This is a genomic window from Acetatifactor aquisgranensis (assembly GCF_943193215.1).
GTDB lineage: Bacteria > Bacillota > Clostridia > Lachnospirales > Lachnospiraceae > Acetatifactor > Acetatifactor aquisgranensis.
The window spans coordinates 62,951-84,631 of sequence record NZ_CALPDH010000001.1 but is presented as its reverse complement, the minus strand read 5'-3'; the positions used below and the strand labels follow the sequence as shown (position 1 = coordinate 84,631).

At 53.8% G+C, this 21,681-nt stretch carries 20 protein-coding genes; 2 read left to right on the top strand and 18 right to left on the bottom strand.

Annotated features, from left to right (window positions below):
* Nucleotides 1-45: 45 nt before the first annotated feature.
* The 6 genes from NFS35_RS00370 to NFS35_RS00345 form a co-directional block, all read right to left on the bottom strand.
* Nucleotides 46-1,680: an Imm5 family immunity protein gene (locus NFS35_RS00370; protein WP_251205161.1), complete on the bottom strand. Its 1,635-nt coding sequence runs from the start codon at nucleotides 1,678-1,680 to the stop codon at nucleotides 46-48.
* Between the two features lie 22 nt (nucleotides 1,681-1,702).
* Complete coding sequence (locus NFS35_RS00365; RefSeq protein ID WP_330639917.1) at nucleotides 1,703-2,566, bottom strand: ABC transporter permease; 864 nt, start codon at nucleotides 2,564-2,566, stop codon at nucleotides 1,703-1,705.
* Nucleotides 2,567-2,651: 85 nt separating this feature from the next.
* Nucleotides 2,652-3,611: an ABC transporter permease gene (locus NFS35_RS00360; protein WP_251205160.1), complete on the bottom strand. Its 960-nt coding sequence runs from the start codon at nucleotides 3,609-3,611 to the stop codon at nucleotides 2,652-2,654.
* A 166-nt stretch (nucleotides 3,612-3,777) separates the two neighbouring features.
* Nucleotides 3,778-5,472 carry an ABC transporter substrate-binding protein gene (locus NFS35_RS00355; protein WP_251205159.1) on the bottom strand — a complete coding sequence of 565 codons (1,695 nt, stop codon included), beginning with the start codon at nucleotides 5,470-5,472 and terminating at the stop codon, nucleotides 3,778-3,780.
* Nucleotides 5,473-5,680: 208 nt separating this feature from the next.
* A complete protein-coding gene (locus tag NFS35_RS00350; protein WP_251205158.1) occupies nucleotides 5,681-6,652 on the bottom strand; it encodes an ATP-binding cassette domain-containing protein in 972 nt (323 codons plus the stop codon).
* 25 nt (nucleotides 6,653-6,677) lie between these two features.
* Entirely contained in the window at nucleotides 6,678-8,186 is a 1,509-nt protein-coding gene (locus tag NFS35_RS00345) for an ABC transporter transmembrane domain-containing protein (RefSeq protein WP_251205157.1), read from the bottom strand.
* A gap of 297 nt (nucleotides 8,187-8,483) precedes the next feature.
* On the opposite strand from NFS35_RS00345, the gene NFS35_RS00340 reads away from it, so the two are divergent.
* Nucleotides 8,484-9,182: a carbon-nitrogen hydrolase family protein gene (locus NFS35_RS00340; RefSeq protein WP_251205156.1), complete on the top strand. Its 699-nt coding sequence runs from the start codon at nucleotides 8,484-8,486 to the stop codon at nucleotides 9,180-9,182.
* 48 nt (nucleotides 9,183-9,230) lie between these two features.
* Here NFS35_RS00340 and NFS35_RS00335 read toward each other — a convergent pair whose 3' ends face one another.
* From NFS35_RS00335 to NFS35_RS00280, 12 genes are all read right to left on the bottom strand, one after another.
* Complete coding sequence (locus NFS35_RS00335; protein WP_251205155.1) at nucleotides 9,231-9,377, bottom strand: ATP-binding protein; 147 nt, start codon at nucleotides 9,375-9,377, stop codon at nucleotides 9,231-9,233.
* Nucleotides 9,362-9,949 carry a hypothetical protein gene (locus NFS35_RS00330; RefSeq protein WP_251205154.1) on the bottom strand — a complete coding sequence of 196 codons (588 nt, stop codon included), beginning with the start codon at nucleotides 9,947-9,949 and terminating at the stop codon, nucleotides 9,362-9,364. Before NFS35_RS00330 ends, NFS35_RS00335 begins: the two co-directional genes overlap by 16 nt.
* 128 nt (nucleotides 9,950-10,077) lie before the next feature.
* Nucleotides 10,078-10,248, bottom strand: a complete 171-nt coding sequence (locus tag NFS35_RS00325) for a LytTR family DNA-binding domain-containing protein (protein ID WP_251205153.1) — start codon at nucleotides 10,246-10,248, stop codon at nucleotides 10,078-10,080.
* The gene (locus NFS35_RS00320) at nucleotides 10,239-10,715 is read right to left on the bottom strand and encodes a LytR/AlgR family response regulator transcription factor (RefSeq protein WP_251205152.1); all 477 of its coding nucleotides are present in this window, start codon (nucleotides 10,713-10,715) and stop codon (nucleotides 10,239-10,241) included. Before NFS35_RS00320 ends, NFS35_RS00325 begins: the two co-directional genes overlap by 10 nt.
* Before the next feature lie 83 nt (nucleotides 10,716-10,798).
* Nucleotides 10,799-11,791: an Rpn family recombination-promoting nuclease/putative transposase gene (locus NFS35_RS00315; protein WP_251205151.1), complete on the bottom strand. Its 993-nt coding sequence runs from the start codon at nucleotides 11,789-11,791 to the stop codon at nucleotides 10,799-10,801.
* A gap of 569 nt (nucleotides 11,792-12,360) precedes the next feature.
* On the bottom strand, nucleotides 12,361-13,200 hold the full coding sequence (folD, locus tag NFS35_RS00310) for a bifunctional methylenetetrahydrofolate dehydrogenase/methenyltetrahydrofolate cyclohydrolase FolD (protein WP_251205150.1): 840 nt from the start codon (nucleotides 13,198-13,200) through the stop codon (nucleotides 12,361-12,363).
* 90 nt (nucleotides 13,201-13,290) lie between these two features.
* Nucleotides 13,291-15,639 (bottom strand): ABC transporter substrate-binding protein, encoded by a 2,349-nt coding sequence (locus tag NFS35_RS00305; protein ID WP_251205149.1) that lies wholly within the window; start codon nucleotides 15,637-15,639, stop codon nucleotides 13,291-13,293.
* A 92-nt stretch (nucleotides 15,640-15,731) separates the two neighbouring features.
* On the bottom strand, nucleotides 15,732-16,679 hold the full coding sequence (locus tag NFS35_RS00300) for a hypothetical protein (protein WP_251205148.1): 948 nt from the start codon (nucleotides 16,677-16,679) through the stop codon (nucleotides 15,732-15,734).
* Between the two features lie 5 nt (nucleotides 16,680-16,684).
* Entirely contained in the window at nucleotides 16,685-17,152 is a 468-nt protein-coding gene (locus tag NFS35_RS00295) for an RNA polymerase sigma factor (RefSeq protein ID WP_251205147.1), read from the bottom strand.
* Nucleotides 17,153-17,387: 235 nt separating this feature from the next.
* Entirely contained in the window at nucleotides 17,388-17,810 is a 423-nt protein-coding gene (locus NFS35_RS00290) for a GNAT family N-acetyltransferase (protein WP_251205146.1), read from the bottom strand.
* 58 nt (nucleotides 17,811-17,868) lie between these two features.
* On the bottom strand, nucleotides 17,869-19,038 hold the full coding sequence (locus NFS35_RS00285; protein ID WP_251205145.1) for an amidohydrolase: 1,170 nt from the start codon (nucleotides 19,036-19,038) through the stop codon (nucleotides 17,869-17,871).
* A 143-nt stretch (nucleotides 19,039-19,181) separates the two neighbouring features.
* A complete protein-coding gene (locus NFS35_RS00280) occupies nucleotides 19,182-20,783 on the bottom strand; it encodes a trypsin-like peptidase domain-containing protein (RefSeq protein WP_251205144.1) in 1,602 nt (533 codons plus the stop codon).
* 186 nt (nucleotides 20,784-20,969) lie between these two features.
* On the opposite strand from NFS35_RS00280, the gene NFS35_RS00275 reads away from it, so the two are divergent.
* Nucleotides 20,970-21,635, top strand: a complete 666-nt coding sequence (locus NFS35_RS00275; protein WP_251205143.1) for a thiamine diphosphokinase — start codon at nucleotides 20,970-20,972, stop codon at nucleotides 21,633-21,635.
* Nucleotides 21,636-21,681: the final 46 nt, after the last annotated feature.

Genomic DNA, 21,681 nt, shown 5'->3' with positions numbered 1-21,681 from the left:
CGTTTAACCAATGCAGTATGGTAAATTCTGGCGTTATGTAGTATATCAGCCTTGCTGCGCGATGGGAGTGGGCAGAATCCTGCACTCCACTCCCCCCGCTTCAAGGGTGGCCTGGAACCGGATAGCTTCAGGCCGGGTCAGGCCGGACAGAGGCTCCAGTTCATAATCCCTTGAAACAGGCTTGGCGGTCCGAAGGGATTCTTTTACCTGCTCTGGCGTCATTCCCCGCAGCTCGGCCAACAGTTTGGGCAGAAAAGGATTCTTATCCGGCTTCCCCGCGACCCAGATGGCAAACCGTGTGGTGAGCATGGCCCGCTTGGGCCGGCCAGCCTCGTCCATCCAGATCCGGATCCAGAGACGGAAAAGCTCTATCTCAATACTGCCATCCTCCAGCCGCCGAACCTGGTCAGGATAATAGCGGAGATACTGCTCCAAAGTGCAGCTGTGGAGAAAGAAATTGGGAAGAAACGGGGCCACGTCAAAGGCATATTGTTCCATTTCCCTGTCCACCCAGCCCGCATTGGTCAGATGAAGCTCTTCCCAGTGGTTCGCCAGATATCCCACATCCACCGCCTGGATATTCAGCATCCGGGGAAGACGGTTCTCCAGCTGCTCCACAAACGCCTGCTTGCGGCCAGGGCCCTTCCAGTAGTCTTTAAGGGCCGCGTTGTAGTTGGAGACCAGCTCGGCGGATGGCGGGAAAATGAACGGGATATCCGGGTGGTCGGGACAGCGGAAGTTTGGCATGATCCGATGCACCTCCAGTTTCCGGCCGCCCGGCAGGGGAATCTTCCACAGGCAGCGATCCCCATGGACAATATCAACCAGTTCCGTCTCCTTGTGGCATACAGGGCATGTGCTGCGATTCCCGCCGAACCAGAGACTCACAGTATAGGTTCCCGGCTCCCGGTCATAGCCCTCCCGCAGCGAAGCATAGGTATGGAACTGGTATCTGCCGCCCATATATTCGGCGAAGCTCTCCAGGGTGACTTCCTGGGGCACAGGCCGGGCCGGAGCCTGCTTCTCCTGAAAGGCCCTGATGTACCTGGGCGGGAACCGGTAGTCCTCCGCCCCCAGCAGCCTGGCCCACTCCTCCAGATACCAGGCCCAGTATTTCATCTCCCGCACCGCCCGCTTGCCCGGGTCGCCCCCGGAGGCTGCGTCCCGCCAGGCCATGGCGGCGTTTTTCGCGGCGTCCCAGTCGTAGGGATCCAGATCGGCGTCAGTGGCATCGGCACAGCAGGGTTCCAGCAGGGATTCGTCCTCCAGAGCCACTACCAGGGCATCCCAGGCGGCCAGAGCCGCAGCGGTGGCACTGTCGCCCTCATCCTCCACGATGATCATGAAGTCATCAATGACACCTCTCTCAGCGTTAAGAGCTTCCGCGGAAATTTTTCCGTCCAGGTAGGCCCGGGTCTGCTTCATCAGATGCCGGGGCCGCTTGTCTTCCCCATCAAAGGCGCACCAGATGCGGGACACCTTTTTGGCACAAGCCAGCGCCAGCTCCGCCCGTTTCTTCAGCGGTCCGGTGAGAGAACGGGGCGTGCCGGAATCCTGCTCCCTGGGTTCCAGCGGCCCCATGGCCTCCCACAACCTCCGGCGGCCCGGAAAGCTGAGCGCTCCGGTCTCTGCAATCTCCTTCTCCGCCAGCTCCAAAGCAGATTTTTCTGTATTTTCCATCAAAGCATCTCCTTTGCCAAACCTATTCACACTTTCCTCTGCGTATCCCCTCACTGAACAGGGAGAATCCCAGCACCACCCAGACGATGGACAGGCCAACGGACAGGGCGTACCAGGGCGCTGCCTGGAGATAGCCCTGGGCGTCCGAGAGCATGTTGCCCAGGCTGGCCTCCGGGGGCTGTACGCCTATCCCCAGATAGCTCATGCCGGACTCCGCCAGGATGGCGTTGTTGAAGCCTATCATGACAGATACCCAGAACACGGAGAAGATATTGGGCAGGATGTGGACAAAGAGGATGCGGACATCCTTAACGCCCAGCAGCCTTGCCCGCCTGATATAGTCCGCGTCCCGCAGCTTCAGGTATTCGCTCCGCACGATGCGCACGTAGCTTGGCACGAACACTATCCCTAAGGAGATGATCACATTCTGCCTGCCGCTGCCCAGGAGACTGATGATGACCAAGGTCAGGAGGATGCTGGGGAACCCGTTGACGGCATCCGTGACCCGCATGACGATTTCATCCGCCAGGCCGCCGAAATACCCTGTCAGCGCCCCCAGGAGGATGCCCGCAGAACCGGAAAAGAGCACTACCAGGCCGCTGATGCCGATGGTGGTGCCCAGTCCTTTCATGACCCTGGAGAAAATGTCCCGGCCGAAATTGTCCGTGCCGAAGATGTGGAGCAGGGACGGCGGATCGAACTTTTCCGATGCCGACATGGCCGTAGTGCTGTAGGGCGTCCAGAACAGCCCCAGGATGCCCAGTGCCAGGGCAAGGCCTGTCATGACCAGCCCTGCCAGAAAATACTTATTCCATGGAATCCTGTCCTTCCACGAACCCCCTTCTTCCTGTGGAGCTCTTTCCATTTCCCGGAACGTCCTGCCCATAAATGCCTCCTTACCGTCATTTCCCGCTGATCCGCAGGGCAACCGCCGCCCCCCACCCGTCTCATGCCATTTGATGACCCGGCAGTCACTTCCCGCTGATCCGCGGATCGATCACCCGGTACAGAATATCTACCAGGAAATACACAAAAATCACCACAAAAGTGATATACAAAATCAAAATCTGCACCACCGGGAAATCCCTGGTGGAGATGGCGCTGATCAGGAGCCTTCCGATGCCGGGCAGGCTGAACACCTGTTCGATTACGATACTGCCCGCCACGATTTCCGCCACAATCATGCCCAGAAAGGTGACCACGGGCATCATGGCGTTGCGCAGCACATGGACATACATGACCCGCCGCTTGGTGCAGCCCTTGCTGTAGGCCGTGCGCACATAGTCCGTGCCCACTTCCGTCAGCATAGAGTTACGAAGAAATCTGGCCGTCATGGCAATCTTCGGCAGCGCGATGGACAGCGCCGGGAACAGCAGGTATCCCAGGAAACCAGAGAAATCCTCCTGATAGCTGATATAGCCGCCGGGAGCGAAAAATTTCAGTATGATGCCGAACACGAATGTCACCAGGATGCCCAGAAAGAAAGAGGGCACCGCCATGGTGGCCTGGGTGATGACGCCTAATGCCGCGTCCAGCACACGGCTGCCGCTCCTGACCCAGAGCACCCCCAGAGGGATGGACACCAGCACGATCAGCGCCAGCGAAACGGCCGCCAGCCACAGCGTCACAGGCAGTTTGTCCCCTATGAGCTCCTCCACCGGCATCATCTCGTTCATGTTCTTGGAGTAGCGATAGCTGACTCCCAAATCGCCCTTCAGCACCCCCGTCATCCAGTTCAGGTACCGGACTGCCGGCGGGTCGCCTAATCCCAGCTCTTCCCGAAGCTGCTCCTCCCTCTCGGGAGTGGCTTCCGTCCCCAGGATGGACATGACCACGTCCCCGGGGATGATCTGGAACGCAAGAAAAGCGGCAACGGAAACAAGGAACAATGTCATAATGAGAGTGATGGTTTTCTTACCCAGATATTTCACGCTGCCGCCTCCTTTTCATTCCCGGGACAGGCGGGCTCCCCAAATCGGCAGATGCCACGACTGCGGATGCCCCAATTGGGGTTGCCTCTATCGAGGCTGCCCCGCCCGTCCCTTTTTTACAAATTGTCGCCTGCGGCAGTAGCGCCGCAGCCCCAAAGCCCACACACTATTCCGTGATGTACACCGTGCTCATATCCTGCACGTACACGGGGTAAAACTTATAGCCCTCCAGCTTGCTGCTGATGGCCGTCTGGTTGGCCGGAGCCTGGATGAACACGCTGCCCGCCTCGTCACAGAGAATCTTCTGCAGCTCCTTGTAGTATCCGGCTTTCTCGTCCGGATCCAGAGCAGCCTGTGCCTTCGCGTAGATTTCATCATACTCCGCGCTCTGGAAATTGATGAAGTTCTTGCCGGAGTCGGTCTGGAACCGGTTCATCAGGTATCCCGGCGTCATGTCGCAGGTCAGGGCGGTGATGGTGGCGTCGAACTGCCGTCCGTTGTACACCTCGTCCAGCCAGCTGCTGTTCTCCATGCCCTTGATGGTGGCGTTGATGCCGATCTCCTTAAGCTGCTCCACGATTACCTCGCCGGTCTGCATATGGAATTCGTAGGTGGAGACAATGGCGATCTCCATGTCGAATCCGTCCGCGTAGCCCGCCTCCGCCATGAGCTCCTTAGCTTTCTCCACATTGGCCGTGGTGCCGTAGGTGTCGTTCAGGTCCACGTAATACTCCTTCAGCGTAGGCAGCATGGCCGAGCTGAGCAGGGTGCCGTTGCCGCCGCCCACGAAGTCATTGATGGACTCTTTGTCCAGGGCATAAGAAATCGCCTGGCGCACCCGCACATCGTTCAGGGGCTCCACCGCATTGTTCAGGAACAGCGCCTGCACCATATTGGTGGGGGACGAAATCACCTGGTGGCTGCCCTGCAGGGCCTGGGCCTGGGAATCCGTCAGGTAGGCGTAGAAGTCGATGGTGCCGCCCTGGAGCTCCAACAGGGCCGTGTCGGCGCTGTTGATGATCTTGAACTCCACCTGATCCAGATAGGGCAGCCCCTCCTGCCAGTAGTCCGGGTTCTTCGCCAGGACGATTCCCTGCTGAGGCTTATAGGAGACAAAAGAAAACGGCCCGGTACCGATGGGGTCCGCCGTCTCGTCCTCTCCGCTGCCCGCGGGGATGATGGCCGCCACGAAGCTGTAAATCAGCTCCGTATTCGCGTTCTCCACTGTCACCTGAACCGTCTTTTCGTCAAGTATGTCTACGGATTTAATCGTGCTCAGCGTGGAAATCAGGGGAGTGCCATCCAGCAGTCCCGATACCCTCTCCAGAGAGTATTTCACGTCCTCAGCTGTCACGACATTGCCATTGTGGAACTTCACGTTGTCCCTCAAGGTGAACGTATAGACCAATCCATCCTCGGAGATCGTGTAATCACTGGCTACCGCATTGATCAGATTGCCATTCTCGTCGGGCTTCACCAAGCCTTCGAAAATGTTGAAGATAATTTCTTTCGTTCCTGCCGCCGTCGCTTTGTGAGGGTCAAGACTGTCGATATCCTGTTGTACTCCTACAACGATGGAGCCGCCGTACCTATCCCCGGTTTCCTGTCCGGACGCGGCGTCTTCTGCCGAACCGGATTCGCTGCCCTCCGGCTCTGTGCTCTCTCCGGAAGCGTCAGCTCCCGTGGATTCGCCGGATTCCGCAGAGTCAGTCTGCGTGGATTCTACTGTGGACTCCTTAGAGGAATTATCCTCCGAAGACTCTCCTGTGCCGTCTGCGCATCCGCCCAGTACAGCCATTGCCAGAAGCGCCGTAACCAGAAAGCCGCAAAAGCTCTTCTTTCCATGAAAACTTCTTTTCATTACGCTCTTCTCCTCTTCGTCGCAATGGAACGCTTTTATGTATGCTTTCCATTGGCATGATGATAAACCTCTCATTATTCGATTGTCACCCTCATTTTACCATAGAACAGGGGAAAAGCAAGTATTTTCTAAAATACAAAGGGATTTCTCTCATCAATCCGGGGCAATCCGCAGACCTGCCACAGGCCGGAAGCGGAACCTCCACCGTTTACGCATACCACTTGGCCTGTTCCCGCCAGATCCTGGCGTATTCACCCTGTTTTTCCAGCAGCTCCTCGTGCCGTCCGCACTCAGCCATTTTTCCGTCTTTCATGACGATAATCTTGTCTGCGCTGCGGCAGATTCCCACCCGGTGGGAGATGATCACCGAGGTCTTGTCCTGAATCATTTCCACGAATTTCGACAGAATATCGTACTCCACCAGCGGATCCAGGGCGCCGGTGGGCTCATCCAGGATAATGATGTCACTGTCTTTCCAAAGGCCTCTGGCGATGGCGATTTTCTGCCACTCCCCGCCGGACAGCTCCTCGCCGCCGAATTCCCTGCCTATCTGGACATCCAGTCCGCCTATCTTCTGCAGGAAATCCTCGCCCGCCACACGGCTCACCAACTCTTCCATGGTTATTCCGTCTGTCCCGGCTTTCTTCCCCGCCCTGGCCGTCTCCTCAGCCATGCGTCTCAGGCAGCTGATGCCGATGTTTTCCCACAGAGTGAACTGATAATGCACAAAATCCTGAAGCACTACAGAAATATGGTCGTAAAGGCTCCGGCGCCGCAGTTCCCCCATCTTCTGCCTGTCATAGGACACATGCCCTGCCGAGGGCAGATAGGCTCCCGTGAGAATCTTGGCAAAAGTCGTCTTGCCGGAGCCGTTCTCCCCTACAATCACCACATGTTCCCCTTTCTGAATCCGGCAGGAAAGGCCTTTCAATGCGTCCCTGTCACTGCCGCTGTAGCGGAAATAAACATCCTCCACTGAGATGGCATCCTGAAAGGGCCGATACCCCCTGCTGCCGTCCTCTTCCATGGGGACAGTGAAATAGTCATAATAATCCTCCACCACATGATAAGTCGCCACAGCGTCGAACAGCATGGCGATAAAGGTCTGCAGGCTGCTGTCATAGGCAGTGAACGCCGACAGGCAGGCGGCAAAAGCCCCCGGGGAAATCCTGCCCTGCACCAGCAGGAAAAAAGCCACCCCAATATTAAAGGCATAGCAGCAGATTTGCCGCCTTCCACCGCTGATCCTCCAGGGCCGCCAGTTGGATTTTCTCCGAAAAAGCAACCAGTTTTCCGCCAAAATAGCGCTCGCCCTGCACATTTGCCCGCTTGGAAAGAGTGCGGAAGAACACTTCCACCACTGGGGCACAGGCCAGACAGAGCCCATACAATCGAATCGCTCCGGCAAGCGCCCTTCCACTGCCGCTTTCCTCCCCCGCCAGCTCCAGAATCCGTGCCAGCAGCACCGGCGCCGCCACTGCGGTCAGTATGCCGATTGAATCCAGCACAAAACCCAGCACAAAAAACCCCGGGAACGCCCTGTAGCAATCTGTGAAAATATGAAATTCAGTGACGTTTTTCAGGATATCCCGTTCCGTCCCCGGGTACCGGAAACTTACGTTCTCAAAGGCGATATCATAGTAGGACAGCTTTTCCACCGTTCCCATGTCCTTTCTGGTCTCCAGTTTCAGAAAATCCATGTAATAATGAATCCCCATGGCATTGGCGAACAGCCATATCACCTGACGGCTCCCATCGTTCAAACCACTGCCGATTCCCGCCACACCGTTCAGGGCCGCGGTAAACTGCCCCAGCGTCAGGCTGCCGCCCAACAGCCCCGCTGCCGCCATGAAGACCACGAATATCAGGTAGATCACATTCAGAAGCCTGCTGCAGATATCCAGCTTCATTACTTCCCGATTCTCCCTCAGGGCTATGTCCGCGTATTCCGTGCTGTAATGATTCCACTTTTCCCCAAACAGCTGCGCCGCGTCGAACAGCTTCATCTCGAACATGGCATGCTTATTGGTAAGCAGGCTCTTCAAGTCGGCCATTCTGCGCCTGGCGTCCGCCCCTTCCTCCATCATGGTCATGCTGTGGCCCGCCGCGTAATACCCAAGAACCATCATGGGGATGCCGATTACGATGATTCCCAGCCCCATCCACGGTGAGATTGCGAAAATCACGGCCATGGAAAAGAAAAGGTTGATAGTCCTCTGTATGACAAACATAGTGCTCAGGCAGCAGTTGAAGATTCCCGTCTCCGGGCTCCCGGACATTTTCTGGAAAAGCTCCTGGGTGTCCTGCTGCTCAAAGGAAGCATATTCCAGTTCGGTCAGCCGTCCGGCAATGTCCGGGGCCATCCGCTCCATGAGCTTCACGCTGGCCAGATCCATCTGGTAGATGCCGATTCGCTGCATGGAAGTGCCCAGAGTCAGGAGCGCCACCAGACAGATGCCCCACATGACCATGGCCTCCATGGCCTCCGCTCCCCCGGCCCCACCCCGCACATACGCGAGGGCATTGTCCACGATTCGCTGCAGCAGAAGCACCTGAAGCCCCGCAAAGGTGGCCGGTACGAGCAGGCAGACCATCGCTGCCAGTGTATTGAACGGAACATAACGGAAAACCGTTTTCAGGCAAAACAGGCAGTTTCCCGGAATGCTCTTTTTCCCTGATATGCTTTTCCTCCATAGTATCCTCATTGTTTTCATTCCTCTCTCCAGAAAAGATTCTATATCAAAAGCAGATTCTATTATCTAAGTGCTATTATAGCAGAAGAATTGTACTGAATGTTGGGATTCCGCTGATTTCTATTATAACCCTAAGCCGACACCGTACCATGCCGCCATGCCATGATTCCCCCATACAGATATTGAATTCCAGCCATTCGATATGTATAATAAGCGTAATGGAAAGGCCGCACTGCCGGATTCGGAAAGAGGACATGGGCTGGACGGCAAAAACGGTTTGACAGAAACACTTACTTCTGGCCAAGGAGGACAATCATTATGAATGTGGCATTAATCGTCCCTAACCAAAATGACAGTATACAAGAGTTGCATTACTTCTTATCCCAAAAAGAAGCAGACCTTTATATCTTTCCGGAGGGTTTTTTAGATAGCAATAGCTTGCGGGCAGCAATCGATATCATAAAGGGAAAAGAAAAATATGTGATTACAGGTTTTAAGGATTTGGATTATAACGGACAGCAAAAGGCATTGGTAATTGACGGCGGTAAAATCGTTGACGAATACACAAAATGCATTTTGACGAAAGGCGAAAAGCAAAAAGGAAAAAAGAACGGTGAAAAAATCACTTGTGTCAATACGAAATTCGGAAAAGTTGGAATCCCCATCTGCTATGAAATACATTTTCCGGAAGTGGCAAGAATCATGTGTTTAGAGAATCCGGTCTTACTAATCAACCCAATCGGAACAGGAATGTATCATGCCTTACAGCTTGAACAATGGACTTCGTTAGCGAAAGCGCGTGCCATTGAGAACGAAGTATATGTCATGGGCTGTTCTCATTTTGCAGGAAAAATTCCATTGGCGTATGTCTATGACCCATCCGGAAGATGCGTTTTCATAAGGCAAAATGAATATGGGGTATTTATGGCTGAAATCGACTTAGAGAAAAGCAAAGAAAAAGCCATCGACTATTGCGATGACAGAATCCCCGGCTTATTCTATCGACTGGCAGAATAGTTTTCCAGTTTGTGTCCGCAATTTCCCTCGCGGAAAGATTTTTGCAAATCAGATGTATGATACAGGAATGCGCGGCAGCCGCACCACTGCCGTGAACTGGCTTTCCGTGCGCTCCACCGCCAGTTCTCCGCCGCAGGCGTGGACGATGCGCTCCATGCTGCGCAGCCCCAGCCCGTGCCCTACCTGATTGCGCATAATAGCCCGCCAAAAGCAGCAGCAGAAAAAAACAGGCGCAGTGCCACCGACAAACCATCCCTGCCGCCCCTCATGCATTCCACCGCCAATATCACAGAAAATACGCCTATGCCCACTGTCAGGCCATCCAGATACTGCCAGCCCCTCTGCATCTGACCTGATTGCCCTGGCCCGGCTCCCTGAGGTTTTTCCACGTACCAGTCCCTGCTTCTGCCGCCTGTCATTCCTCCATCAAATTGCGCTTCTAATCCAGCCCCGGTCTTTCCGTCAAACCCCCGCCTTATTATCGTCCACGCCGTCAGCCCAATCACCACAATGCTTTTGGAAATGAGAATCCCCATCAGCTGGAACACCATTTCCGCCTCCGTTCCAATGCTGCCGAAGCCTGCCGGAACCGAATAACAGCCGACGGCTGCATTTTTCATAATCAGATAGAAGATGCTGTCCAGATAAAAAGCAATCGAAAAAAAGCCCATGCCCAAAACGCCGGCTTTCGTATCATCGTATTTTCTCTGACCATACACCGCACATATAGTCAACAGCCCTGTCAGGCATAAACTGAATATCTGCATTCTCTTCCCATGCTCCGTCACTTCATCTCCAGCATCAGCCTCTGCTTCACCGCTTTCCCATAGGAACGGCTGATTGGAATCGTGATATCGCCCTCCAGCACGATTTCATTGCTGGAATATTTCCGAATTCAATCCATATTTACCAGAAAGCTCCTGTGGCAGCGCAGGAAAGATTCCCCCAGTTCCCGCGCCGCATGCTCCAGATTGTCGTAAAAGCTGTACTCCCTCTCCGCCGTCACCAGACGCAGAATCCGGATACGGCTCTCCAGATACAGGATGTCACGTTTCTCTACCCGCAAGGACTCTCTGCCCGCCTGAAAAAATAGGAACTGCCGGAAAGCTCCCGCCTGATATCCCCGAGCACCCTGGGCAGGCTTTCGTTTATCTGGCCTTTCAGCAGATAACGGAACGCCCTTACCTCGTACCCTATCTGCACATAGTCGATAAATCCTGTGATATAGACAATCAACCCTCTTTCACCGCGCCTGCGCAGCTCCCGGCCGACCCAGATGCCGTCCTCACCGCCGGACATCTGGATATCCAGAAAAAACACATCGGCAGAATATCCCTTTTCCGTCGCTGCCAGAAGTTCCGCGGCACTTTCGTATTCCGAAATCTCCGTCTCGTAGTCGCAGCAGATGCTGTCCTGCAGCAGCTTCTCATGTATCAGTTGTCTGTATTGGAGTTCATCATCGCATATGGCTATCCGCATTCTTTCCCGCTCCTCCATCGATTTCACTCTCTGCCTTATCTCACTCAGCGCCACACAGCGAACCCGCTCTCCCCCGGACAGGCTGTTAAAACCAGCAGCACAATGTCCGTCAGCTCTGCCATCAGCTCCTTGGCCTTCTATATTGGCTTCTTATATCCGGCTTTTGTCATTTTGGTGCAAAAAGCATCTTTCGACAGCTTTGCCCTCCTGGCAGCTTCCCCCACATTGAGCAGCCCATCGTTTACCAGTGAGAACAACATCATCAAAGCACCTTGCTTTACTCCTTGCTTTACTCCTTTCTTTAATCCACGCTTTACCGCATTTCTTTCTATCTCGTCCAATGCTTTACACATATTTGTTTCCTCCTCTCCGCTTTCCGCATTGAATGTATATTCCAGCTTTTCCGTGATATTCTTTATATTTGTGCATGCATCTATCACATCCACAGCACTTTTGGGTATCTTACTGAAATATGCCCTATTCTTCCAGATATATTCCCTATATTGCTTTGGAGAAGCAGTCCGCTTCATGATACCTAACACATACCTTAAATCGGAATCCATCTTCTGAATGTCTTCATCCGGAATCTCCCGCATGCACACCATATGGACTCGGTAATCCCCCGCCAAACGCTGCAGCTTTTTCGGCAGTCTCTCCATGCTGCCCATCATATCTTTCAGCGTCTGCGGCTTCTTCCACTTCTTCCTGCCCCAATATAAAGTCAGATTCAGTACAGGCCTCAGGCAATCGTCTTTTCTGTATCGATACTTGAAGTCGTCCTCTACCCCATATTTAACCTCGTTATAAACATTCCTCTCCTGTATCCGTTCAATCTCCCTCCCATAGGTCAGGTAGTCCAATTCCATCAGCCGCCAGGGATAGGTCAGATTGATGCTGTCCTGGTTCTCCAGCCCAAGCAGGAAACGAACTCCCCAGGCCTGCGCTTTCCCCAGGAAATCTCTTTCACGAAAGGACAGTTTTCCTTTGGAATTCCTGACAGTCACAAACCCTCCTGTCTCTTCGCATTTCCAGTCCGATGGCAGCCTCGCCCCCAGATAATACTCCAGCACAGACTTGATTCTGTCAGGTCTGTTCATGTAGACTTTCAGCGCATTGTTCGGCTCTCCCATTTTCTCCTTTCCGCGGGAGGACAGGACGCAGAAAGCCGGAAACTTTCTTGCAAAAACCTTATACTACATAACGCCAAAATTTACCGTACCGCACTGGTTGAACGTATATGGCTGGCGTTATGTAGTCGAGTTACTCAGAAATTGTAACTGTTAAGCAGTATAAATCCCAGTCTCATCCCCGCATGATTTATAAATTTGAGTTTAAGCAGGGATCTTTGACAAATAGAAAATCTGAATTTAAGTTCTGCGGAATATTGACCGCAGCAAGAATATCCTGCTTACTGAATAAATTATTACAAAAAAGTATATCACATCCCCGCATAGAACGCAATCAAAAACTTTCTTTTAATCGGCAATTTCTTGTGCCTGAATCATGCAATCTGGGCAAAATTCTATTGCGCTATGCTGCAAATCTGTGTACAATCAAGACAGCAACGGCACCAGCAAATGAAACTCCCCGCAGTAAGCTGCGGGGAGTGAACCCCTTTGTGATTCAAATCTGGTATCTCCGTTTCCACTATATCCCGCCCCTCACACAACACATAACATTGATTTTGCTCCCACAGGCCCTAATCCGATAGCCCCTCCACGCAGTTTGCCATCAGCATGGCAATGGTCATAGGGCCTACGCCGCCGGGGACGGGCGTGATGTATGATGTCTTCGGCGCCACGCTGTCGAAGTCCACATCTCCGCAGAGCTTGTTCTCCTCATTCCTGTGAATTCCCACATCAACGACTACGGCTCCGTCTTTCACATAGCTTTCATCCACCATCTTAGGCCTGCCCACGGCCACCACCAGGATATCCGCCCGCTTCGTGACCTCTTTCAGGTTCTTCGTCCGGGAATGGCATACCGTCACCGTGCCGTTCTCCCGCAGCAGCAGCATAGCCATGGGTTTGCCCACGATGTTGCTCCGGCCCAGCACCACGCACTCTTTCCCCTCTATGGAAATGCCCGAGCGCTTCAGCAGCTGAATCACCCCAGCCGGCGTACAGGACAGAAAGCCCGGCCTGCCGATACTCAGGTTCCCTACGCTCACAGGATGGAAGCCGTCCACGTCTTTCTCCGGCGCGATGGATAACAGCACCCTGTCCTCATTGATATGTGCCGGAAGAGGCAGCTGTACCAATATACCGTTTACATCTTCACGTCCATTCAGTTCCCCGATGATGCCAAGCAGTTCCTCCTCCCTGGTCTCCTCTGGCAGTTCGTAGGAAAGGGAACGGATTCCCACATACTCGCAGGCCTTTTTCTTATTCCTGACATACACAGAAGACGCCGGGTCTGCCCCCACCTGTATCACGGCCAGGCACCGCTCTGTCCCCTGTTCTTTCAAGGCCGCGGCTTTCTCCCGCATCTCGTCTTTTATCTCCTGAGAAATCTTTTTTCCGTCTATTATCTGGTACATTTCATTCTCCTTTCGCATAACAGCTCATGCCTGCCGCCTGTAACCAGTATAACATTGCCGCGGAGGTTTCTCAACGTTTCTTTCGAAAATTCACCTGTTTTCCTCCACATACATCCGGACACGGCTCTGTATCACTTCTGCCACATCCTCCGCGCTCTTCTGTCCGCTGTAATAGCCCTGGGCTTCTTCCCGGATGATTTTGATGATTTCATCATTTTCCAGGTCAAAAGCGAGAGTCGCGTCTTTCACCAGATTCAGTATAGTCTCGATTTCATCCCGCATCACCATATGGTAATCAAAGCTCCAGCCGTCCTCATAGCTTCTGCCGCCCAGATTCTCATGTCCTCTCTCCAGCCATGCCTGGTCTTCCTGTGTCCTGTATTCTATGATCATATCCAGCGTACTTTTCAGGGCAGGAAATCTGTCCGGAATACTATACCACAGATAGACATCCTGCAGCTCCATCCCCTCCCTGACCTTCCAGTCCGGAATGCTCTCTACGAATTTCCAGGCCCCGTCTTTGTTCTCCGAACCTGCGAAAATTCCAAACGCGCCGTCGCTGTACAATAAAGTCCCGCCCTTTCCGTCCCCGGTGGGAAAGCCCACGCAGGCGGCTGTTTCCCCGAATATGGCCTTATAGAGCTGAAAATCTTTAATATCGTCCATACGCGCCAGGGCAAACAGCACCTGACCGCTTTGCAGCCTGGCGGGCAGAGAAATCTCCGATTCGGAACCGTTCCGGACAGCGGCTGCATCGCCGTCAGGATAGCGGCTGCACAGCTCCAATACTGCCTGGAAAGTCTCCGAATCAAAACGGCATTCCCCTGTATCCCAGTCGATAAAGACATCCTCGCCAAATATCATAAGATACTGCATCACTTCTTCCCTGGTCAGTCTCTCGTTATCAGGCCCCTCGAAAGGCAGCGCCCCGGGATTGCGGGAAAGCGCCTGGAACAGCCCGTCCAGCGACAGGCCCTCTCCCCCGGTCTGCGTCCCATCCCCCACCAGTGTCAGCATCGTAAAGCCCTCCGGAATCCCCACCAGGACACCGTCAAATGTATATGCCTCCAATATGCCGTCCACGAAATCGGAGGGTCCCCATTTCTCCGACTGTTCCAGATAAGGGGACAGATTCGCGAATACCCCCTGTTTTGAAAGCTTCTCCACATTGACTCCTGACAAATCAATGATATCGATGGGTTCCTTTGCCAGTATGGCAATATACAAATCCGTCAGGGACTCGTAATTCTTTACAGCGAGATGGTACTGGGGATTGGCCCTGTTGAAGCGCACCACCATGGCCGCCTGCTCGCCCCCTTCGTTCACAGCGGCAAGGGTCATATTAACTTTCCTCGGTGCGTCTTCCGCATTTGTTTTATCCAGAAATATTACGCATCTGTCGTCATATTGCCAGTCTTCCACTGTACAGAAATATCTGCTGTCTCCCATTACCCCCAGGTTCGTCACATAATATCCGTTCACATCGCTGTCCGCCCAGGCAAACAGCTCTTCCACCACTGGTTCTGTGCCGCTTTTCTGGCCAGAGAGATTGCATCCATAGGCGTTCGTATGGTCATACAGCAGGAAGTCGTATGGCTCTGGAGAAGCGCTGTCCTCCCCGGCTGCAGACAGACTCCTGTCCAACCGTCTTCCCGAACAAAACCCATCGATATACGGCATATCCTCCGTCAGCACGCTGGCCTGGCAGCCCTCGAAGTCCACTTCCATCAGTATGCAGCGCTCCCGCTCCTGCCCTTCGCTGTAACAGACATAGAATTTTCCATCCTCCGTCTCTGCGGTTCCCTTTACGAAAACCGTCTCCGAAGCATCGAATCCAATGAAGCCCTGAAAACTTCCATCGCCTGTGTACAGCCAGATACCGGCCACATCAGAGTATTCACTGGAACAGATAAAGAGCCGCCCCTGCCTGTCCACAACCATGTCGCCTACGGAGATGCCCCTCCCCAGCTGTTCCGTGATCTCCCGGGCGAAAATCAGCTTCCCCTCCGAATCGAACCGGCACAGGAAACGCATAAGCTGGCTGTAATCCTCGGAATAGACATTCGCTATCAGCCATACATTACAGTCCTTGTCAAAAGCATAGGCGTGCTTTTCCCAGAAATCCCCTTCCGACTGCCAGTCGATGTCCACTGACTGCAAGGCGTTGTCTGTCATGGAATACCGGCAGATTTTCTTCCCGCTGCCCTCATCCTCCCCGGGTACCTGCATATAGCAGAGCGTATCTCCAATCAGCCGCATGTCTCCGTAGTCCGCCCGCTCATCCCCTACCCAGAGCACCTCCGGCACATAGACCCATTCCTTTCCCCCTGCGGCATCAGTGTCCCCGGCCGCGCCGATCTCCCGGGACATGCCGCTCTGTTGATTCCCGCCGGCATCGCCCCTGCCGCAGGCTGTCAGAAACAAAAGAGCACATAACATTAAAATTCTTCCTGCTTTTTTCATGTATGATTCCATTCTTCCTTTCATCAGTTTTTTAACGTAATATCATTCAAAATTTCCAATTTATACGATTATTGAAATGTATCCAAAATACTTCCATCCATAGCGTCAACGGCACATAAATAGGAAGAGAGATCCTCCGGATTGCTGAAAGCTACATAGTATACAAGATATCTCTCCTCATCATCGTCCACTTTCAACCATTCTGTCAAAGTCACCCTGATTTCGACTTTTCCCTCAGCCGCCGCGCCAATCTCCTCTTTCATCTGATTCGCCGCCAGTTCCACTGCTGTCTCTTCGCTGATTCCTCCCGCCGCCTGCAGCCGCGCCTTAAGCCGTTCCTGTTCTTCCTGCTGCTCCTTACGCGCCGCCTGGGCCGCCGCGCTCTGCTCAACGGCATAGCTTCTGGCATAATTGAAATCAATAATCTCCAAAATCTCCTCATCCGTCAGTTCCCGATCCTCCGGCAGACAGAAAAGCCCTGTGGTGTTGAGATAGCATAGCGCTCCCTCCTCCACATCCTCCGCGTCATCCACCTGCAAGAGAGTTTTTTCCGGGAATCTCCCATTTCGATACGCTTTCCCCAGTTCTTTCATGCGCGCGTTTTCTCCGTCGGTATATTCCCTGGAAAAGCTGTCGGCTTCCACATTCAGCTCCCGAATCTGATTCTCCATTTCCTGCACTCTCTCCTTTGGGATATCCTCCATCCGCGCCCTCACCATATTTTGAACCAGAGCCTGCACCGGAACGGCCGCAAGGCCTGCCGCCAGCGCAAATGCCGCCACGGCTGCCGCTCTCCTCCGGGCGCTGTGTGCCCTCTGAGTACCGTGCGCCTTCTGAGCACTGTAAGCCCTGCGGTTTCCTGTTTTGGCCCCTCCAGCCGTTTCTGCCTGTCCTGTTCCGTCCCCTCCGGCTGTCCCGGCTTTCATCCTGTCCCGGACATTTAAAATAATCTGCTCCCGCATCTCTTCCGGAATGTGTATCTGCTCCATGGTTTCCTTTACCCTAAGCCCGCTCATCTGTCCTATCCCTCCTTCCACAGCAGTCTCATCTGCTCTTTGCCGCGCCGGAGCCTCATTTTCACCGCGCCCTCAGTAATCCCCAGGATATCGGCTATTTCCCTGATATGGTATCCCTCTACATAGTACAGATAAATCACCGTCTTCTGCTTCACCGGCAGTTCCAGCAACTCCCTCAGCGTCTCTTTCTGCTCAGGTATTACAATCTTGTCTTCTAATTCGTCAATGGAAACCTTCGGATGCCGAATCCGGAACCGCATCATGTCCCGGCAGATATTCGTAGCCACCCGAATCAGCCAGGCTTTCCTGTGTTCCTCATCATGAAAGTCCGGCCTCTTCTCCAGATATCGGCAAAAGGTATCCTGAATGGCGTCCTGCACATCCTGCTCATTGCAAAGCATGACGATGCAGATTCTGTAGAGCATGTCGCTGTATTTCATGACCGCCTCCCGCAGCTCCCGCTCCATGTCCATGCGTCCACCTCCTTTGTCTGAAACACGTCCGAAGAGGGTAAAAAGTAACGTATTTGGAAAAATAAAAATGCCCTCTACGGGCGACAAGCGGCTCCCGCTTCACTTGTCTGCCCGAAAGAGAGCATATAAGACTTTCGTCCTGCTGCATTCTGCGCTGACTTTGACCAAAGCCCTTTGCCAATTTCCTGTCTTCGGCCGCCGCAGGCGCATGACAGGATGCACATTTCCCTGCCGTCTATTCCTGTATTTCCATCAATTGCCCCATTCCGGTGGAACGGACGGAGAATCCAAACTTTTCGTAAAAAGGCTCTTTCCCCTTCACTGCCGTCAGGCCTATATCTATGATCGTGCCGGGCATGGCAGCGCTTCTGATATGCTCCAGGAGCCTGTTCACGATGCTTTTCCCGATTCCCTTTCCCTGGTATTCCGGCAGGACAACGATTTCCTGCAGGTACCAGTACATGGCTCCGTCACCCACAAGCCTCCCCATTCCCACGACTTGCCCGTCACATATGGCGGAGACGTTGAACAGTCCGTTTTTCAGCGCTTTTTCGACTTGGGGTAAAGGCCTCTCTTTAAATCCGGCAGCCACTTTCAGCCGGACAAAATCTTCTGCGCTCAATACATTGTCCACCAGTTCATACCGTATCTCTTCCATCGGCGCCTGCCTCCTGTTCTCGCGTTTCCTGCATTCGCACAGCCCGTCCGGCTCACAATCACTCTGTACAGACTCTCTTCCCGTCAATGAACACATGCTTCACTTTCGTGGACACTTCAAAGGGACACCCGTCCGTGATGACGATGTCCGCGTCCTTCCCTACTTCCAGAGATCCTACCCTGTCCGCAATCCCCGCGTGCTTCGCGGGATTGATGGTGATGGCCTGGAGGGCGGCAAAGGAATCCATCCCCGCCTGCACCGCCAGCCCTGCGCACAGGGGCAGATACTCCTGGGGAATCACCGGGGAGTCCGTGATGATGGACACCTGGCAGCCCGCAGCCGCCAGCACGCCCGGCGTAATCCAGCTCTTGTTGCGCAGCTCGAACTTGGACGCGCTGGTAAGGGTAGGCCCCACCGCCAGCGGCACGTTCTCCTTCGCCAGCTCCTCCACAATCAGATGCCCCTCCGTCACATGCTCCAGCGTAATCTTCAGGTCGAATTCCCGTGCGATCCGCAGGGCAGTGAACAGATCCTCCGCAGCATGGGCATGGGCCTTTAGGGGAATCTCTTTTCTCATCACAGGGAGCAGAGCCTCCAGCTTCATGTCAAAGGCCGGGCGCTTGGAAATGTCGTCTCCTGCCGCTTCTTTTTTATCCATATACTCTTTCGCTTTGAACAGAGTCTCCCGAAGAAGCGCCGCCGTGGTCATGCGGCTGGAGTCCTTCTTGTCCCGGTACACACGCTTGGGATTCTCGCCGAAAGCGCATTTCATGGCCACACCGTCCCGGACTACCATGTCGTCCACCCGTTTGCCCACAGTCTTAATTGTGGTAAAAGTACCTCCCAGCACGTTTGCGCTGCCAGGCCCCACGCAGACACAGGTCACCCCTGCCGCAGCCGCCTTGGGAAGCGCCGGATCCATGGGTTTCACGCCGTCGATGCCCCGCATCTGGGGACTGATGATATCGTTGAGCTCATTGTAATCCATCCCCTCATAGCCGATGCCGTAGCCGTCCAGGCCGATGTGCCCGTGAGCCTCCACGAAGCCCGGATACACCTGCAGCCCTTCCGCGTCCACGATTTCCGCTCCCGCCGGCACTTCCATGGAATGCCCTTCTTCCATATGTTTCCTAATCGCCTTGATTTTACCGTCCTCCACCAGAATGTCTCCGGGAAACCCTTCCCTGTGCACACCGTCGTGCACCATGCCGTTTTTGATATAGAACATCCTTTTTTCCTCCTCGATTCTGCCTGTTTTACAACTGCATCCGCAAAAACTCTTTCCAAACATTTATGTTGTCCGCCAAGGCATCCGCGCACAGAATCCATCTCCATGCAGCAATGCCAGAACCGTTTCATCACATATCGCTCTTAATACACATACGGCCGCCTGCCCGTAATCTCCTCATAGCAGGACAATATCCCATCCAGCGGAATGCACCAATATCGTACAGGCTCTACGGAATAGGCAAATGCCATGCCTATCAGGTTCCCATAGCCATCCAGCACCGCGGAGCCGGAATCTCCGTGCACCAGCTCTATGGTCACTTCTGTATGGGGCAGATATTCATACCAGTCAAATTCCTGTTTTATCTTAATCAGATTCCCCATGCTTTTATGCAGCAGTCCGCCCTCTCTGTCCACCCGCTCCAGCGCCAGCTCAATCTCCTGATCGTCCAGACTCTCCCAATAGGTCCTGTCGATATGCACTGTCATCAGCCGGTCCAGCAGCTCCTCCGGTACATCCTCCCGGGCAACTTTCGCCACGCCCACGTCATAAATCTCGCTGACTCCTACCGCTTCACCGTGCAGCTTCGTCCCATCATAAAAATAAATATCCCAATCCTCATATTTCTCCACTACATGATTGTTGGTACAGATATAAACGGCATCCTCCGCTATCTCCACGATGTAGCCCGAACCGGAACTGTATCCGCCTCTGCCCAGGCCATGATAGAGCTGCACCAACGCCGGACGCATATATTCCAGCGTTTCCTCCATATCCTCGTACTCCGAGCCCCCGCCGTCATAGATGTTCGGCGCTCCCAGGATACAGTCCACCCGGTAGTCAATCTGGCGGTGCCCTATCAGTTCCTGTATCTCCTCCGGAGAACCTACCATTACCAGCGCCTCTTCCACTGTCTCCAGCCCATAGCTGTCCTGTGCCAGATAGCGAAGCGTATAGCTGCCCTCCCGGTCCAGCTCCACGTCGGAATCGTCTATCCGTATAGATTCAGTCAAATCTCCGTCTACATCATCTCTGGCCGCTACTTTTTCCTGATAATCCGGCTCACTTCCCGGAACCACATAGAAATCATGGATTCCCTCAAAAGCCGGCGGCGTATCCACAATGACACGGACCTCCCCTCTGGCCTCGTTTCCGGCCCGGTCCCTGGCGCCGATTTCCAACGCATATTCCCCTACACTGTCAAACCGGATTTCATCCAGAGCATCGTTTCCCTCCAGAAAAAAGGCCTCCGCCTCCCTGTCCACATCCTGTACGCCCATTATCACATCCATGACAGTACAGTCTCTTTCCGCAGCCAGATAAATCTGACCCTCTTTCCACAGAATCTCCGGCGGCACCGTGTCCTGAATCGTAATCCGGTAGACGTACTCCTCTCTTCCATGAATCACCACCGCCTCATAAGTGCCTGTCTCCGACTCATCCACCCCGGACAGATCCAACTCCCCCAGATGGACAGACCAGTCCGTGCCGGCCAGATAATCCGTGATATCCCGGCTGACCGCGTCCCCATATTCATATGTAATCTCCGTAAATACCGGCTCCACCCGATAGACACGGAAATAGAAATACAGTCCCCCTGCCGCCAGCAAAAAAAGAACTGCCAGAATAAAGCCTGTCCTTCGGCCCCTGCGCTTTGTGCCCGCGTTTCTCACCTTTCTTTTCCCGTCCTTTGTCCGTTCTGTCTTGATTCTGCTCCTGAATCTCTTCCCAAATAAGAGTATCATTCAGAGACATTTTTGTCAACGGCAGAGCGTCTCCGGGGCTGCCTGAAAAAGCGTCTCCTCTCACACTGTTTCTGATTCAAATTTCGTTCGATTTCAACTATCTGTTCTTGTTTTTCTTCTGCCGCTGATATAAAATAGAGTAAATGGTAAAGGATGTTGACCATAAACAGAAAGGAGCTCCTCTATATGAAACAGGGAATCTGCTACTTGGTATGCGCAGGCAGGAACACAGGGCTTGACTTCACCCCTACCGCAAATGATTATGTAATCGCCGTGGACGGCGGATTGCGCTATCTGGAGGAAGCCCGTATCACGCCGAACCTGATTATCGGAGATTTCGATACCCTGGGGTACTGCCCCACCCATTCCAACGTGGTCCGGCTCAATCCCCAGAAAGATGAGACGGACACTCTGGCCGCCCTGAAAGAGGGCATCCTGGAGGGCTTTTCCCAGTTCCATCTCTGCTGCGGCACAGGGGGACGCATCGAGCATACCATCGCCAACATCCAGCTCCTGGCCTTCCTGTCCCAGAACGGCAGACAGGGCTTCCTCCATGATGGGGAAAATGTCCTGACCACTATTACCGACTGCCAGCTGACGCTGCCCAGGAGAGACCAGGGATTCCTGTCCGTTTTTTCCCACACGGATGAATGTCAGGGCGTAAATCTCCACGGTCTGAAATACGAGCTCAACAATGCCTTTCTGCGCAGCACTTTCCCCCTTGGCATCAGCAATGAATTCAAGGGGATGGAGAGCTCCATTTCCGTAAAAAAGGGCACTCTGCTGCTGGTCCTGCCCAGGGACATCCTGCCCGGCATCAGAATTCTGCCGTCCTTGGCAAAATCACCGTAAAGCGCTTATACTGCATAACGCTGAATACTGCCTAATGCAATCATGC